This window comes from Streptomyces sp. NPDC041108, from assembly GCF_055592645.1.
In genome coordinates this window covers 41,643-56,333 of record NZ_JBVIYK010000010.1, presented here as the reverse complement: position 1 = coordinate 56,333, position 14,691 = coordinate 41,643, and the positions used below count along the sequence as shown (strand labels likewise).

The 14,691-nt window shown below is 69.0% G+C and carries 12 protein-coding genes and 2 tRNA genes; 9 read left to right on the top strand and 5 right to left on the bottom strand.

Translation table 11 applies throughout. The features are described 5' to 3' along the window. The first annotated feature begins 39 nt into the window (after nucleotides 1-39). The 3 genes from gyrA to ACZ6BB_RS26590 all read left to right on the top strand — a co-directional run bounded on the left by gyrA (nucleotide 40) and on the right by ACZ6BB_RS26590 (nucleotide 3,691). Nucleotides 40-2,634 (top strand): DNA gyrase subunit A, encoded by a 2,595-nt coding sequence (gyrA, locus tag ACZ6BB_RS26600; protein ID WP_471617683.1) that lies wholly within the window; start codon nucleotides 40-42, stop codon nucleotides 2,632-2,634. Nucleotides 2,635-2,652: 18 nt separating this feature from the next. Then, on the top strand, nucleotides 2,653-3,447 hold the full coding sequence (locus ACZ6BB_RS26595; RefSeq protein WP_471617682.1) for a DUF3566 domain-containing protein: 795 nt from the start codon (nucleotides 2,653-2,655) through the stop codon (nucleotides 3,445-3,447). 167 nt (nucleotides 3,448-3,614) lie between these two features. Continuing rightward, nucleotides 3,615-3,691, top strand: a tRNA-Ile gene (locus ACZ6BB_RS26590). A gap of 282 nt (nucleotides 3,692-3,973) precedes the next feature. Here the strand turns inward: ACZ6BB_RS26590 and ACZ6BB_RS26585 are convergent. Further along, the gene (locus ACZ6BB_RS26585) at nucleotides 3,974-4,339 is read right to left on the bottom strand and encodes a DUF6344 domain-containing protein (protein WP_471617681.1); all 366 of its coding nucleotides are present in this window, start codon (nucleotides 4,337-4,339) and stop codon (nucleotides 3,974-3,976) included. A 443-nt stretch (nucleotides 4,340-4,782) separates the two neighbouring features. Here ACZ6BB_RS26585 and ACZ6BB_RS26580 point away from each other — a divergent pair, with 443 nt between their 5' ends. Both ACZ6BB_RS26580 and ACZ6BB_RS26575 read left to right on the top strand, forming a co-directional pair. Further along, entirely contained in the window at nucleotides 4,783-4,911 is a 129-nt protein-coding gene (locus tag ACZ6BB_RS26580) for a DLW-39 family protein (protein ID WP_003999697.1), read from the top strand. A 345-nt stretch (nucleotides 4,912-5,256) separates the two neighbouring features. Then, nucleotides 5,257-6,822, top strand: a complete 1,566-nt coding sequence (locus ACZ6BB_RS26575) for a hypothetical protein (RefSeq protein WP_471617680.1) — start codon at nucleotides 5,257-5,259, stop codon at nucleotides 6,820-6,822. A gap of 40 nt (nucleotides 6,823-6,862) precedes the next feature. Here ACZ6BB_RS26575 and ACZ6BB_RS26570 read toward each other — a convergent pair whose 3' ends face one another. Both ACZ6BB_RS26570 and ACZ6BB_RS26565 read right to left on the bottom strand, forming a co-directional pair. After that, nucleotides 6,863-8,911, bottom strand: a complete 2,049-nt coding sequence (locus ACZ6BB_RS26570) for a serine/threonine-protein kinase (protein ID WP_471617679.1) — start codon at nucleotides 8,909-8,911, stop codon at nucleotides 6,863-6,865. A 286-nt stretch (nucleotides 8,912-9,197) separates the two neighbouring features. Further along, nucleotides 9,198-9,746: a helix-turn-helix domain-containing protein gene (locus ACZ6BB_RS26565; protein ID WP_005482990.1), complete on the bottom strand. Its 549-nt coding sequence runs from the start codon at nucleotides 9,744-9,746 to the stop codon at nucleotides 9,198-9,200. Nucleotides 9,747-9,928: 182 nt separating this feature from the next. Here ACZ6BB_RS26565 and ACZ6BB_RS26560 point away from each other — a divergent pair. Continuing rightward, nucleotides 9,929-10,001 (top strand) — tRNA-Ala (locus ACZ6BB_RS26560). 456 nt (nucleotides 10,002-10,457) lie between these two features. Here the strand turns inward: ACZ6BB_RS26560 and ACZ6BB_RS26555 are convergent. Beyond that, on the bottom strand, nucleotides 10,458-11,159 hold the full coding sequence (locus ACZ6BB_RS26555) for a DUF5324 family protein (protein ID WP_471617678.1): 702 nt from the start codon (nucleotides 11,157-11,159) through the stop codon (nucleotides 10,458-10,460). A gap of 385 nt (nucleotides 11,160-11,544) precedes the next feature. On the opposite strand from ACZ6BB_RS26555, the gene ACZ6BB_RS26550 reads away from it, so the two are divergent. Together ACZ6BB_RS26550 and ACZ6BB_RS26545 are read left to right on the top strand one after the other, a co-directional pair. Continuing rightward, nucleotides 11,545-12,078: a peptidylprolyl isomerase gene (locus ACZ6BB_RS26550; RefSeq protein ID WP_471617677.1), complete on the top strand. Its 534-nt coding sequence runs from the start codon at nucleotides 11,545-11,547 to the stop codon at nucleotides 12,076-12,078. A gap of 154 nt (nucleotides 12,079-12,232) precedes the next feature. Beyond that, nucleotides 12,233-13,126 (top strand): rhomboid family intramembrane serine protease, encoded by an 894-nt coding sequence (locus ACZ6BB_RS26545; protein ID WP_471617676.1) that lies wholly within the window; start codon nucleotides 12,233-12,235, stop codon nucleotides 13,124-13,126. A gap of 303 nt (nucleotides 13,127-13,429) precedes the next feature. Here the strand turns inward: ACZ6BB_RS26545 and crgA are convergent, their stop codons facing one another. Then, nucleotides 13,430-13,684, bottom strand: coding sequence for a cell division protein CrgA (gene crgA, locus ACZ6BB_RS26540; protein WP_013002230.1), 255 nt, complete (start codon nucleotides 13,682-13,684; stop codon nucleotides 13,430-13,432). Between the two features lie 142 nt (nucleotides 13,685-13,826). On the opposite strand from crgA, the gene ACZ6BB_RS26535 reads away from it, so the two are divergent. Further along, entirely contained in the window at nucleotides 13,827-14,675 is an 849-nt protein-coding gene (locus tag ACZ6BB_RS26535) for a DUF881 domain-containing protein (protein WP_471617675.1), read from the top strand. Nucleotides 14,676-14,691: the final 16 nt, after the last annotated feature.

Genomic DNA, 14,691 nt, shown 5'->3' with positions numbered 1-14,691 from the left:
GGTCTCAGCTGACCGCACCAGGAAGGATCTTCACCGGCCATGGCCGACCAGAACACTCCAGTGACGCCCGAAGAGGGCGGCGAGATCGTCATGCGCGTCGAGCCCGTCGGGCTCGAGACCGAGATGCAGCGCTCGTACCTCGACTACGCGATGTCCGTCATCGTGTCCCGCGCGCTGCCCGACGTACGCGACGGTCTCAAGCCCGTCCACCGCCGCGTCCTGTACGCGATGTACGACGGTGGCTACCGGCCCGAGAAGGGCTTCTACAAGTGCGCCCGTGTCGTCGGCGACGTCATGGGCAACTACCACCCGCACGGTGACTCCTCGATCTACGACGCGCTGGTCCGCCTCGCGCAGCCGTGGTCGATGCGGATGCCGCTGGTGGACTCCAACGGCAACTTCGGTTCTCCGGGCAACGACCCGGCGGCGGCCATGCGCTACACCGAGTGCAAGATGGCGCCGCTGTCGATGGAGATGGTCCGTGACATCGACGAGGACACCGTCGACTTCACGGACAACTACGACGGCCGCTCCCAGGAGCCGACCGTCCTGCCCGCCCGCTTCCCGAACCTGCTGATCAACGGCTCGGCCGGTATCGCGGTCGGCATGGCCACCAACATCCCGCCGCACAACCTCCGCGAGGTCGCGGCCGGCGCCCAGTGGTACCTGGAGAACCCCGAAGCCTCCCACGAGGACCTCCTGGACGCGCTGATCGAGCGCATCAAGGGCCCCGACTTCCCGACCGGCGCCCTGGTGGTCGGCCGCAAGGGCATCGAGGAGGCGTACCGCACGGGCCGTGGCTCCATCACGATGCGCGCGGTCGTCGAGGTCGAGGAGATCCAGAACCGTCAGTGCCTGGTGGTCACGGAGCTTCCCTACCAGGTCAACCCGGACAACCTCGCGCAGAAGATCGCCGACCTCGTGAAGGACGGAAAGATCGGCGGCATCGCGGACGTCCGTGACGAGACGTCGTCCCGTACGGGGCAGCGCCTGGTCATCGTCCTGAAGCGCGACGCGGTCGCCAAGGTCGTGCTGAACAACCTGTACAAGCACACGGACCTCCAGACGAACTTCGGCGCCAACATGCTGGCGCTGGTCGACGGCGTGCCCCGCACGCTCTCCCTGGACGCGTTCATCCGCCACTGGGTGACGCACCAGATCGAGGTCATCGTCCGCCGTACGAAGTTCCGGCTGCGCAAGGCCGAGGAGCGGGCGCACATCCTGCGCGGTCTGCTGAAGGCCCTGGACGCCATCGACGAGGTCATCGCGCTGATCCGGCGCAGCGACACCGTCGACATCGCGCGCACGGGCCTGATGGACCTCCTGGAGATCGACGAGATCCAGGCCAACGCCATCCTCGAGATGCAGCTGCGCCGCCTCGCCGCCCTGGAGCGTCAGAAGATCATCCAGGAGCACGACGAACTTCAGGCCAAGATCCGCGAGTACAACGAGATCCTCGCCTCGCCGGTCCGCCAGCGCGGCATCGTCAGCGCGGAACTCGCCGCGATCGTGGAGAAGTTCGGCGACGACCGCAAGACGATGCTGGTGCCCTACGACGGTGACATGTCCATCGAGGACCTCATCGCCGAGGAGGACATCGTCGTCACCGTCTCGCGCGGTGGTTACGTCAAGCGGACCAAGACGGTGGACTACCGCGCGCAGAAGCGTGGTGGCAAGGGCGTGCGCGGTACGAAGCTCAAGGAAGACGACATCGTCGACCACTTCTTCGTGTCCACGACCCACCACTGGCTGCTGTTCTTCACCAACAAGGGCCGTGTCTACCGGGCCAAGGCCTACGAGCTGCCGGACGCCGGACGTGACGCGCGTGGACAGCACGTCGCCAACCTGCTGGCCTTCCAGCCGGACGAGGCGATCGCCGAGATCCTCGCGATCCGCGACTACGAGGCCGCGCCCTACCTGGTGCTCGCCACCAAGGGCGGACTTGTGAAGAAGACGCCTCTGAAAGATTACGATTCGCCCCGTTCCGGTGGTGTCATCGCAATCAACCTCCGTGAAAAGGAGGACGGTTCGGACGATGAACTGATCGGAGCCGAACTCGTATCATCAGAAGATGACATGCTTCTGATCAGCAAGAAGGCGCAATCGATCCGCTTCACGGCGACGGACGAGGCACTGCGGCCCATGGGCCGTGCCACCTCGGGTGTCAAGGGCATGAGTTTCCGCGAGGGCGACGAGCTGCTCTCGATGAATGTTGTTCGACCCGGTACGTTCGTGTTCACTGCCACAGACGGCGGGTACGCGAAGCGGACCGGCGTCGACGAGTACCGCGTCCAGGGTCGCGGCGGCCTCGGTATCAAGGCCGCCAAGATCGTCGAGGACCGCGGTTCGCTCGTCGGCGCGCTGGTGGTCGAGGAGACCGACGAGATCCTCGCCATCACGTTGTCGGGCGGTGTGATTCGTACGCGAGTCAACGAGATCAGGGAAACCGGCCGTGACACCATGGGCGTCCAACTGATCAACCTGGGCAAGCGCGATGCCGTGGTCGGCATCGCTCGTAACGCCGAGGCGGGGCGGGAGGCGGAGGAGGTCGACGGCGACGAGGCCGTGGACGAGACCGCCGAGGGTGCCGCGACGACCGGTACGGACGAGGGTGAGGCGCCCTCGTCCGAGTAGCACGAGGAGTGAGTCAGCGTGAGCGGAGCCACGGGCGCGGGATCGTCCGGTACTTCGGCCGGCACTTCGACCGGGTCGGAGGCGGACGGCGGCGGCCGTGGCTCCGCCGCGCGTGCGATGGACACGCACACGACCCAACTGAAAGCGATCAAGGGCGCGACCGACTCGGCTCCGCCCGCGCCGTCGCTCGACAAGGCTGAACCCAAGGGGGGAACCGTGACGGGCACCCGTGGTCCGCAGGCCCACCAGCCCGCGCCGGGCAGCACGGCCGCGGCTGCGGGCGGGTCCCCCCGCCCGGCTCCCTCGCAGGCCGGTGGCTCGGCACTGCCCGGTGAGCGGCAGTCGCAACAGCAGGCCGGCCCGTACCACCCGCCGCAGGCGTACCAGCCGGTGCCGGACGGTGCGTCCCGCAACCCGCGTCCGGGAGCGCGCACGACGCCGCGGACGCGCAAGGCGCGGCTGAGAGTGGCCAAGGCCGACCCGTGGTCCGTGATGAAGGTCAGCTTCCTGCTCTCCATCGCCCTCGGTATCTGCACGGTCGTCGCGGCCGCGGTGCTGTGGATGGTCATGAACGCGATGGGCGTGTTCTCCACTGTCGGTGCCACCATCTCCGAGGCCACCGGCTCGAACGAGTCCAACGGCTTCGACCTGCAGTCGTTCCTGTCGCTGCCCAATGTGCTCGTGTTCACCACGATCATCGCGGTCATCGACGTCGTCCTCGCGACCGCCCTCGCCACGCTCGGCGCCTTCATCTACAACATCTCCGCGGCCTTCGTCGGCGGCATCGAGCTGACGCTCGCCGAGGACGAGTGAGCACGGCGACCACTTAGGAACGGCCCCCGGGGACGGCGTCGAACGCCGTCCCCGCCAGGGTGCCCGACCGCGTCGCGGCTCCCCTCCGGGTATCGATTTTGGGACTCCCCACGTCGTGCGCTAATCTTCAGGAGTCAGCGCGCGGGATACACACCGCACAGCGCGGCGGGGCTATAGCTCAGTTGGTTAGAGCGCATCCCTGATAAGGATGAGGCCACAGGTTCAAATCCTGTTAGCCCCACCAGCATGAAGACCCTCGACCGATGACGGTTGAGGGTCTTCGTCGTTCCGGGCGTCGACTGATGACCGATGAGTACTGACGCAGGAACCCCCGGCCATTCCGGCCGGGGGTTCCTGTTGTTCTGTCGCGGTTGTTCTCTGCCGTCGTTCTCTTTGGCCGTTCGTCCTGGCCGTTCTTCTGGCCGTTCTTCTGGTCGTGCTCTGTGGTTGTTCCGTGTGTCTGTTCAACGGGGCGTCGTACGCAAGATCGCCACGGTGGTCGTGCGGGTCTGCTGCCTGGGGCGAATCAGCGCTGGAGGGGTGGGGCGAGTCGCTCGGCCTGCGGGAGAGAGGGCCGCAGGGCGGTGGCGTCCGTGGCGTCCGTGGCGTTCGTGGCTTCCGATTCCAGGAGCGCGCGGTGGCGGCAGGAGGGCGAGGAGCCGTGGGCCTCGGCGCGGATGCGTTGTTTCATCGTGGGGGGCAGAGCGCGATCGTGGGGCCGGACCGGCAGGGCCGTCGCCGGCAGCGTCGTGGGGGCCGCGCAGTTGCGGGTGGTGCCGGTCTGCGGTACCGCGGCCGATGCCGTGGTCGTGATCAGTCCGAGTGCCGTGCACAGCGCCAGGACGGCGGTGACGACGACGGTCCACAGCTTCATGACCTTGTTCTGGGCCACGGCCCCTCACTTTCGGGTTGGGCGATTTGCGTACTTTCCCCATGATGTGTATGTGGGCTCTGGAATCGTGTACCGACGCCCGTGGCGTGTGGATCGTCGGATCAACACCACTCGGATGGCCGCAAGGGGCTCGGAAAGCTCCCGGATGCCCGTACGGGGCCGTGGGGGTCCTGGGGGGTCCTCGAGGCCGTGGGGGGCCGTGAGGGCAGGCGGGTGGACGGGGTGGAGGTCTGCGGCGACCGGAGTCCTGCGGGTTCGCGTCGCATGCGGGAGAAGTGTGGGACCTGTGTGATGAACCTGCGATCGGAACAGTCGCATCCGGTTCTACTGCGGCCTTCCCGGCGGCAGTTGAGGGGCGGGACGCAGGTCACCGATCGGTATCGGTCGGTGTGTATAGTCGGGCGCCAGAGGTCCCCTACGTCAAGGAAAGACGAGGTCGCGCGGTGAAGAAGCTTCTCCTGGTCGCACTGGCCGCCATCGGCGGGCTCCTCGTGTACCGCCAGATCCAGGCGGATCGCGCCGAGCAGGACCTGTGGACGGAGGCTACTGACTCCGTGCCCACGGGTTCGTGAACATCGACATCAGTCTCAGAGCAGACCCCGGCCGCGCTCGCGGTCGGGGTTTTGTGTCGCTCGGGCGTCTCGCCCGCATCCGCCCTGACAGTCATGAGGGTTTTGCCGGCACCGGATTCGCTCTGGCGAACGATGTGCTTGCCGAAGCAAAGCAGGGGGTCGGGTAGAGGCCGTTTTCGGCCGCTCCTTGCCAGGAACGAGGGCACCGGCGGGCACGGCCCGGCAGGATGGGCGCATTCACTCCAGGCTTTCTTCCACGCTTTCTTCCGGGCGGTTCTTCCGGGCTTTTCCGCGGGCTTCGACTCCGGAGCCGCGACTTCGGTCTACGACGAGGGGTGGCGCTAGATGGGGCGGCGCACGGGCCGGTGGCGAACTGTGGCAGCCGTGGGAGCGGCTCTGTGCACGGCGATCACGGCGGCCGGACCCGTGGCTGCCGCCGACGACCCCACGCCGTACGCCTATGCCGAGGGCGCGAGGACGGTCGAGGGCGCCACGAGCAGCACGGGTGCCGCGCGGCTGGTGGCCGGCGGGATCTACCGCGGCTCCATCGGCTCGGGCGGGAAGCTCTACTACCGCCTCGACCTCGATGCCGCCGCGAACGCGTACGTCTCGGCCACCGTCGTACCCGACGCCGGAGCGGCGGTCGCCTCCACGGACGGCATCAGGGTCTCTGTGCAGGACGCCGACGCGCATCGCTGCTCGTACGAGACCGCCCGCTTCGGCCCGACCCGCAGCGCGCACCCCGTGACCGCCTGGGCCTCGCGTGAGATCGGCAGCGACGAGTACATGTGTCAGGAGGCGGGGACCTACTACGTCGTCGTCGAACGGGTCGGCGTCGGCGTCGGAGGAGGCGCGGGAGCGGGAACGGGCGCGGGCTCGGTTGCCGGATCCGCTTCCGGATCGGTGTCGGGCTCGTCCTCGGAGGGCTCGTCGGAGAAGTGGGGGCTGGAGCTCGGCTTCGTGTCTGAGCCCGCCGTGACGAAGGGGGGTTCGACCAGTGCCCCCGAGAGCTTCGACTCCGCACCGCCGGAAGATCTGTCCGGTGACCCCGAGCGGCGGCGCGGAGGGAGCGGTTTCGCCTCGGCGAGTCCTGTGGCGCAGGGGGTATGGCGGGACGAGGCCGGGATCAGGGCCGGGGAGACGCTGTTCTACAAAGTGCCCGTCGGCTGGGGACAGCAGCTCCACGTCACCGCCGATCTGGGCAGCGCGACAGGCGGCGACGGGTACGTGGGGAACGCGTTCGCCATGTCGCTCTACAACCCCGTACGTGGCCTCGTGGACGACAGAACCGCCAACTACGGGGGCGAACAACGGTCCACCGCCCTCGACCCGCTCCCGCCCGTCGCCTACGAGAACCGTTTCTCCCTCGCCGGCGAAGTGAGCGGGATGCGGTTCGCCGGCTGGTACTACCTGGCCCTGCATCTCGGGACCTCGGTCGCGGACCGGTACGGCGAGGAGCCTCTCGGGCTGACCCTGAGGGTGCGGCTGGAGGGCCGGGCCGGGGCCGGGCCGGGATATCTCGGTACCTCCGAGCCACGCGGCGTCTTCGAGGTCACCACGCAGGACAAGGAGGCCGCTGAGAAGGGGATCACGGGGGAGACGCTGGACGGTGCGGGGACCGGTGGCGGTGGGGACGACGCGGACGCTTCCGACGGTGGGGAGGATTCCGCCGACTCCTCCGGCGGGAAGCGGCGTCTTGCCATGACGGTCGTCGCGGCGGGTGGCATCGGTACGGGAAGCCTTCTGGTGTTCGGACTCGTGGTGTGGACCCTCGTGGCGCGCAGGCGGGCATCCGCCGACGCGAAGGGGAAGGCGAGGCCGACAGCGGTGGCGGGCGCGGGCGCGGAGGCCGGGCGGCCAGAGGCGGGTGCGGTACCGCGGGGGCGGCACGGGGCATCCCGGGGGCGGTGAGGCGGGGCCGGGCCCTAAACGGTGCTGGTCAGGAGGGGGGTCAGAGTTGACCCAGAGCCCAGAACCCCACCGCGAAGCAGGCCAGCGCCAGCAGCAGGACCGGGAGCACCACCTTGAGGGGAGGACCCGTGCGGCGTCGGGGAAGCGCCCTCGAACGCCGCCCGGGAACCTGAGGCGGTCGAGCGGTGTATGAACCAGTAGAGGCGTAAGCGTGCTGCTGCACCGCCGCGGTCGGGGCCTGAGCGAGGCCCAGCGGCGAGTGGGTCTGGGGGGAGGGGACATGCGTGGGTTCGACGTACTGCGCCGGGGCGGCTTGTACGGGCGTCGCGCCGGGGGGCGTGGCCTGCTGCTCGGGCTGGTGCTCCGGGTAGCCCGGGTCGTGGCTGCGCTGTTGTTCCGTCTGGAGCGCGGACGTGCGGGCGGCGAGTACGTGGGGCGGCGGCAGATGGAAGCTGCCGGTGTCCGACATCGTGGACGGCCGCGAGGGAGCGGGGTCGCGCTCGGGCCGCGGAGGTACGGGGGTGAGGGGCGCCCCGGGTGCTGTGTGACCGGTGGGCGCCGAAGGCGCCGAAGATGCCGCTGGAGAGGGGGCCCCGTCGTGCGGCCGATGCCCTGTGTCGCTGCCGGCACCGGGGCCGGGGCCGGACGTGGTGGGGCCGGCCGGGGGCGGAGCGGTCGTGGGCATGGGCGGGGGCGGGGGCGGGGGCGGGGGCGGGGGCGGTATGAGGCCCCTGTGCTGGGGCTGGGGTCCGGAAGCCGCGGACGGTGGGGGTGGTGCGGTGCCCGCGCCAGGCGGGAGCGGCGGGCCCTGGAAGGTCGGGTTGTGGGCAGGTGGGTTGTGGGGCGGCGGAGGTGTCACCTCCGCACCGGACGGTGAGACACCTCCCACGACCGGTCCCGCGTGGGAGGGCGAGGTCGAGGGCGCCGACGGAGACGAAGCCGAAGATGAAGCCGAGAACGGGGGCGAGGACGCAGACGAAGCCGAGGACGGAGGCCCGGACAGAGAGGGAGGTGCCGCGGCCGACGGAAAGTGGCCAGGAGCCGAGGAGGCGGCGGAAGCCGAAGGAGACGCAGGGGTCTGTCGGCCGAGCGGGCTGAGAGCGGCGGCGTCCGTACCCTGGCCGGGAATCGGCGAGGACATGCCACTGTCCGTCCCCGTGCCGCCGGTGTGCGTGCCTGTTCCGGTCTTGTCCAGACCGGATGCCCTGTGCAGGGGCCCTTGGGGGGCGAAACCGGACGGCAGTGGGCCGAGTTGGTCGAAGACCTCCACCAACTCTTCGTCGGGCCCGGGTTCGGGGAGGAGCTCCGTGGCGGCGGCGAGGGCCTTTCGGGCGCCTGTGGCGGTGCGGAAGCGGGAGTCGGGGTCGGGCTGGAGCAATGTGGCGATGACCTGCCACAGCGGCTCGGGGATGCCTCGCGGGGCCTTCGGAGTGCCGTGGGCGGCGAAGTGCTCGATGAGGGCCTTGGAGTCGGGTTTCGCGCCTTCGAGGAGGTACAGGGCGACGAGGCCCACCGCGAAGAGGTCGGCCGGGAAGTCCGGGTCGGCTCCCAGCATCTGCTCGGGGGCGAAGTAACCCGGCGTCCCCACCACGTAGTTGGTCTCGGTCAGACGGGGCTCGCCCAAGCGCATGGCGATGCCGAAGTCGGACAGGCGCAGGCGGGGCCGGGCCGTGCCGGTGGCCTCAAGCAGCACGTTGGCGGGCTTGATGTCGCGGTGGATGATGCCCTCGGCGTGCACGGCGGCGAGGCCGGACAGAAGCTGATCGAGCAGGCCGCACACGTAGACGGGCGGGAGGGGGCCGTAGTCGTTGATGAGGTTGACCAGGGAGCCTCCGGCCACCAGGTCCATGGTGAACAGGACCTTGTCGTCGTCGGCGGCCCAGCTGGCGGGCGCGAGCACATGAGGATGGTCGATCCGCACGGCCTGCTCGCGGACGAAGCGCAGCAGGGCGTGCGCGTCGCGCTGTTGCAGGACCTTGGCGGCCACATAGCGGCGGCGGCGGTGGTCCCAGGTGCGCCAGACCGCGCCGACTCCCCCGCGTCCGATCGGGTCGACCAGTTCGTACCGGCCGGCGAAGACCTCACCCATGGCTGTGCGTCGTTCCCCCTTCGGCTCCCCCGTGGCTGCCCGCCGACGGAGGACACGGCGTTCCTGCCGCCCATTGCGGAGCCGGCTCGCACGTGCCCCGGCTTCCCCGCAGCTCGATGTCCCGCCTCGGTATCCCTTGTTCCCCGTCGCCTTCCGCTTGTGTCCACCGGCTTGCCTGGAGCCTACGTCCACGTCTCCAGGGCTCAAGAGGGGCCTACAGAACCCTCGTTCCCATTTCGGCCTCGGCCCGGCCGCCGAACCCCCTTCCGGGGACCGGGCCTCGGGCTCAGCTCTGGTGGGACTGGTAGTGCGCCACCGCGTCCGAGGTGCGGCCCGCGCCGTACACCCGGAGGAACTCTGCCAGTTCCGGGTGGGTCGGGGCGAGGGTGTCCGCCGCCTCGATGATGTCGCCCGCGGCCGCCACCGAGCGAAGCAGCGACTGGATCTCGCGGACCACCCGCTTGACCGTGGGCGCCCCCGAACTCGTCGTCGACTGCGTGGTGTTGCTGAGCACCGATCCCCCCTGTGACTTCTTGATCTCGTCCATGCGCTCGGTCGCCTCGGCGGCGCTCACGCTGCCGTCCGCGACCTGACCCGCCAGGTCCTGCAGCAGCTGCACCCGCTGGACCACTGCCGGATTGCCGATCTTGGCACGCTGACCGCTCATCAGCTGCGACAGCATCGGTGCGGACAGGCCCAGCACCCCCGCGAGACGGGCCTGGTTGAGCCCCAGGTCCTCGATGAGCCTACGGAAGAGCGCCCCCAGCGGCTCTCCGTACCAGTTCCGCTGCAGCTCCCGGGCTCTTGCGGTCGCTTCCTGCTGTGCGGCGTCCATTGCGTCTCCCCATCGCTTCCCCAAATACCGTGGTTCGCTGTAGCGAACCACGACGAGCATCTTACGGAGAGTGGTCGTTCACGGGGACCCCCAATCTTTTTGCGAGATCCCGGGGGTGACCCGGTACTCTGGTCTGCGAAGCCCCCCGGTGGTCGGTTGTTCCGGGTGGATGCTTCGCCTCCGGGGCCTTAGCTCAGTTGGTAGAGCGCTGTCTTTGCATGGCAGATGTCAGGGGTTCGACTCCCCTAGGCTCCACAGCGGATCGGCCGGGCCGGATGTCGTACGACATCCGGCCCGGCCCTTTTCGTGCTCCAGGTGTCGATTCGCCGGAGCCGCGTCGGACGAGGTTCGTCGCGATCGCTACGTGTGCACTTTGCGGAGAAGGGGCCGTTGGTGCGGGGTGACGTGCGGTGGCGTATGCCGGTGTGCGCATATGCGAAACGGTGTTCTGCGTCACAGGCGAGGGCGGCGGAATGTGTGCCTCACTCTTTGCAACCGGATCAATACATTCCAGTCTGCGTGTGAACGAGTCCGAGCGGGCCCGCCGTTTCACGTGAAACAGCCCGGTGGGGCAGAAGACCAGCAAGTCTTCTGCCCCACCGGGCTGTTGGAGAATGTCCCGCCGAACGGGCCTTCGGGCACGACCGGGCCACAGGCGAGATCTTCGCGGGCCGGCCGCGGCCGTGCGAAGAGGACCTGGGGCCCAGACCCTCAGCGGTGGTTGTCGCGGTCGGCGGCCTCGTCCTCGGCCTGCTTGGCCTCAACCTCCGGATCGAGGACGGACTGACCGCTGCCGTCGACGGAGGACAGCCGACCGGAGTCGGAGACCTCGGTGGCGGCGGGCGGCTCGACCAGCCAGTCGGGGTTGGCCTGCTTGTCCCACCACTTCCAGGCGGCGAACGCGCCCCCGGCCAGGACGCCGATCACGGCCAGCCCCTTGGCGGCGCGCCCGAGCTTCGCGCGGCGCTGCTGCCTGCGGACCAGCCTCTGGATCTGCTGGGGCGAGACCTGTCCACGCAGCGCGGCCAGTGCCGCGACGCTGCGCGCGGTGGCCTCCTCGCGTACCGGGCCGGCGGCGGCCACGGCCTGCTCGATGCGGGGGCGGGAGTAGTCGGCGGCCTGACGGGCCGCCTTGCGGGTGCGGACGGCGGCTTCATGGGCCGCGTGGTCGACCTTCGGCGGCACATGCGTGCGAGCCTGCTCCAGGCGCGGGACGACAAGGGCGCCGTACTGGACGCGGGCCTGCTCCGCGGCCTGCGACACCTTCGGCGCGATGAGCACGCGTGCCTCGTGCGCGTAGTGCGAGGCCTTGTCCTTGGCCGTGTCGGCGTAGGGCGCCACCACTTCCGCGGCGTGCAGCACGCTGTCCTTTGCCGAGCCGGTCGCGGCGCGCACGCTGTCGATGCGGGTCACGGGATCCTCCTCCTCGGTGGCGTACGTAATTCGACTTTCCACCCTTTTGGGGATCATGCCTCTCGGAGCGATCCGGGGCATGTGCGGGCGGGCATCCGGGTCATGGGCGCCGGCTCCGGCCGATCATCGAGCAGGAGCCGTGCCGGACCGGTCCATGCGATGGTCCGGGCGTTTGGGTCCGTGCAATAGAGGATGAATACGGGGCAACGGGAACTTGTCCGCGACAGTGCCGACAATGCCACGGATCGTCGCGAAGCGCGCCACTACCGGGGGTACTCGACCGGTTTTTGCGTGTTCTTCCGGGCGAGAGCGCGGGCGTCGCGGGACGCACGGTGTCGGCCGTGCGAGGATCGGAGGAGTCACAGAGGACAACGGAAGGCAGATCGTGGCAGAGCAGCTGTACGCCACCCTGAAGACCAACCATGGCGACATCGAGGTGCGGCTGCTGCCGAACCACGCGCCCAAGACGGTCCGCAACTTCGTCGAGCTCGCCCAGGGTGAGCGTGAGTGGACCAATCCGGCCACCGGCCAGAAGTCCACGGACAAGCTCTACGACGGCACGGTCTTCCACCGGGTGATCAGCGGATTCATGATCCAGGGCGGTGACCCGCTGGGCAACGGCACCGGCGGCCCCGGCTACCAGTTCGAGGACGAGTTCCACCCGGACCTCGCCTTCGACAAGCCCTACCTGCTGGCCATGGCCAACGCGGGCCCGGGCACCAACGGCTCGCAGTTCTTCATCACCGTCTCCCCGACGGCGTGGCTGACCCGCAAGCACACCATCTTCGGTGAGGTGGTCGACGCGTCCAGCCAGAAGATCGTGGACGCCATCGCCGGGATCCAGACCAACCCGCGCACCGACCGCCCGGTCAACGACGTCGTCATCGAGTCGGTCGTCGTGGAGACCCGTCAGGGCTGACCCCGTCGGCATGCGCCGCCAGGGCCGAGGACGCAGGGTTCCCCGCGAGGCCGGAACCGAAAGGTTCACAAGGTTGTGAAGGGAACCAATCGCCCCGCTCATCCGTAGGGATGGGCGGGGCGACGCGCTCCACACACGAGACGGAGGGGACCCGATGGACCAGGTGCCGAGCAGCCCGCAGGACGCACAGAGCCTGCCCACCTGCTACCGGCACCCGGACCGTGAGACGGGCATCCGCTGCACCCGCTGTGAGCGCCCCATCTGTCCCGAGTGCATGGTGAGCGCCTCCGTGGGCTTCCAGTGCCCCGAATGCGTCCGCGGTGGCTCCGGCACGGGTCACGCGCCCTCCGCTTCCGTCCCGCGCACCCTCGCGGGCGGCACGGTCGCCGCCGACCCCCGGCTCCTCACCAAGATCCTCATCGGTGTGAACCTGCTGCTCTTCCTGGTGCAGACGGCCGTCGGCGACACCTTCACCGACCGGTTCGACCTCATCGGGCGGGCATGGGTGCCGGAACTGGGCTCCTCGCTCCAGGGCGTCGCCGAAGGGCAGTGGTACCGGCTGGTGACGTCGATGTTCCTGCACGGCAGCGTCACCCACATCCTGTTCAACATGCTCAGCCTGTGGTGGATCGGCGGCCCCCTGGAGGCGGCGCTCGGCCGGGCCCGCTACCTGACGCTCTACTTCGCCTCGGGCCTCGCGGGCAGCGCGCTCACGTACCTGCTCGCAGCGCCGAACCAACCGTCGCTCGGTGCGTCAGGCGCCATCTTCGGTCTCTTCGGTGCGACAGGCGTTCTGATGCGCCGTCTCAGGTACGACATGCGTCCGTTGATCATCCTGCTGGTGATCAACCTGATCTTCACCTTCAGCCCGATGTTCAACATCGCCTGGGAAGCCCACGTGGGCGGCCTCGTGGGCGGTGTGCTGATCGGCTACGCGATGGTGCACGCACCGCGCGAGCGGCGGGCGCTGATCCAGTACGGCGTGTGTGCTCTGGTACTCGCCGCTGTGGTGATCATGACAGTGGTCCGGACGGCACAGCTGACCTGAGGTGATGGCGCACCGTCACCGTTCCGCTGCTCCATCGGCACCGTCCCGGCACTGTTGTCCACAGAACGTGGCGGATCTTGTGCATAGGGTGCGGGTACAGGTGCGCCCCCTGCCGCTCACCTGCGTTCTCGCAGGTCAGGCAGGGGGCGAACGTGTTTGCGGATGCCGGTAGGTCAGTCATACCGGCGTCAACGCCCAGTGAGTTATCCACAGATCGTCGTTCTTTTTCCCCACTGTGGAAAACGCCTGTGGATAACTCGGTGGATGGCTCTGGGGAGAGCTACGTCCGCCGGGCGGAGACCGCTACTTCCACTGGGTGGAGACGCCGAATCCCGCGGCGATGAAGCCGAAGCCGACCACGATGTTCCAGTTGCCGAGCGCATCGATCGGCAACGAGCCGTCGGTCACGTAGAAAACCACGATCCAGGCCAGCCCGATGAGGAACATGGCCAACATGACCGGAGCCACCCAGCCCCGGCTGTTCAGCTTGATGTTCGTGGCCTGCTTGGACGGCGGCGGCGTGTAGTCGGCCTTCTTGCGGATACGTGACTTCGGCACGAGGGTCTCTCCTGTCGATGCGCTGCGTGGCCGCGCAGGGAACTGTGGCGGGCTCCGGGGCAGAGTACAAGGGGACGCGGAATGCTCCCCCGGGCGTCCGTTAGCGTAGTGCTTCCGCGGCGCCTAAGGAGATAAGGGTACGTTGAGCAATTCGGCCGACTCCCCCGAGGCCGGTTCCGGCACCTCCCCGGAGGCCGGGTCCGGTGGCTCCACCGGGACGGGCTCCGCTCCCGCCGACCGGAACGAGGGCAGCTCGTCCCGCGGCGGGATCCGCCCCGTGCGGGTGCTCACCGTGGGCGTCTTCGCCCTCGCCGGGCTGATCTTCTTCACCAGCTTCGACACCGCCAAGGGCACCAACATCCGGACGGACGCCTCGTTGCTGAAGCTCTCCGACCTGATCCAGGAGCGCAGTCACAAGAACGGGCAGCTCGACGAGACCAACGCGGTGCTGCGGGACGACGTCGAGGCCCTCGCCGAGCGGGACGACGGCAGCACCGAGGCCGAGGACGCCCGGCTCAAGGCCCTGGAGAAGAACGCCGGCACGCAGAAGCTCAGGGGCGAAGCCCTCACGGTCACCCTGAACGACGCCCCGCCGGACGCCACCGCCAAGCTCCCCGGCTACCCCGAGCCGCAGCCCGACTATCTGGTCATCCACCAGCAGGACCTGCAGGCCGTGGTGAACGCCCTGTGGCTCGGTGGCGCCGAGGGCATCAAGGTCATGGACCAGCGGCTGATCTCCACCAGCGCCGTCCGCTGCGTCGGCAACACCCTGATCCTCCAGGGCCGCGTCTACTCACCGCCGTACAAGATCCAGGCGGTCGGCGATCCGGAGAAGCTGCGGAAGGCGCTCGCCGCGAGCGAGGCGATCCAGAACTACATGGTGTACGTCAACGTCTACGGGCTGGGCTGGAAAGTCACCGAGGACGGGCCGGTGACTCTGCCCGGGTACTCGGGCACAGTTGATCTGAAGTACGCGAAGCCCGTGGAGTGACGGCAGCCGGGGGACC

Bases quoted from the DNA above. Each gene is read 5' to 3' on its own strand.
- gyrA (WP_471617683.1), top strand. From the start codon at position 40: ATGGCCGACCAGAACACTCCAGTGACGCCCGAAGAGGGCGGCGAGATC.
- ACZ6BB_RS26575 (WP_471617680.1), top strand. From the start codon at position 5,257: ATGGGGCGGCGCACGGGCCGGTGGCGAACTGTGGCAGCCGTGGGAGCG.
- ACZ6BB_RS26570 (WP_471617679.1), bottom strand. From the start codon at position 8,911: ATGGGTGAGGTCTTCGCCGGCCGGTACGAACTGGTCGACCCGATCGGA.
- ACZ6BB_RS26565 (WP_005482990.1), bottom strand. From the start codon at position 9,746: ATGGACGCCGCACAGCAGGAAGCGACCGCAAGAGCCCGGGAGCTGCAG.
- ACZ6BB_RS26545 (WP_471617676.1), top strand. From the start codon at position 12,233: ATGGACCAGGTGCCGAGCAGCCCGCAGGACGCACAGAGCCTGCCCACC.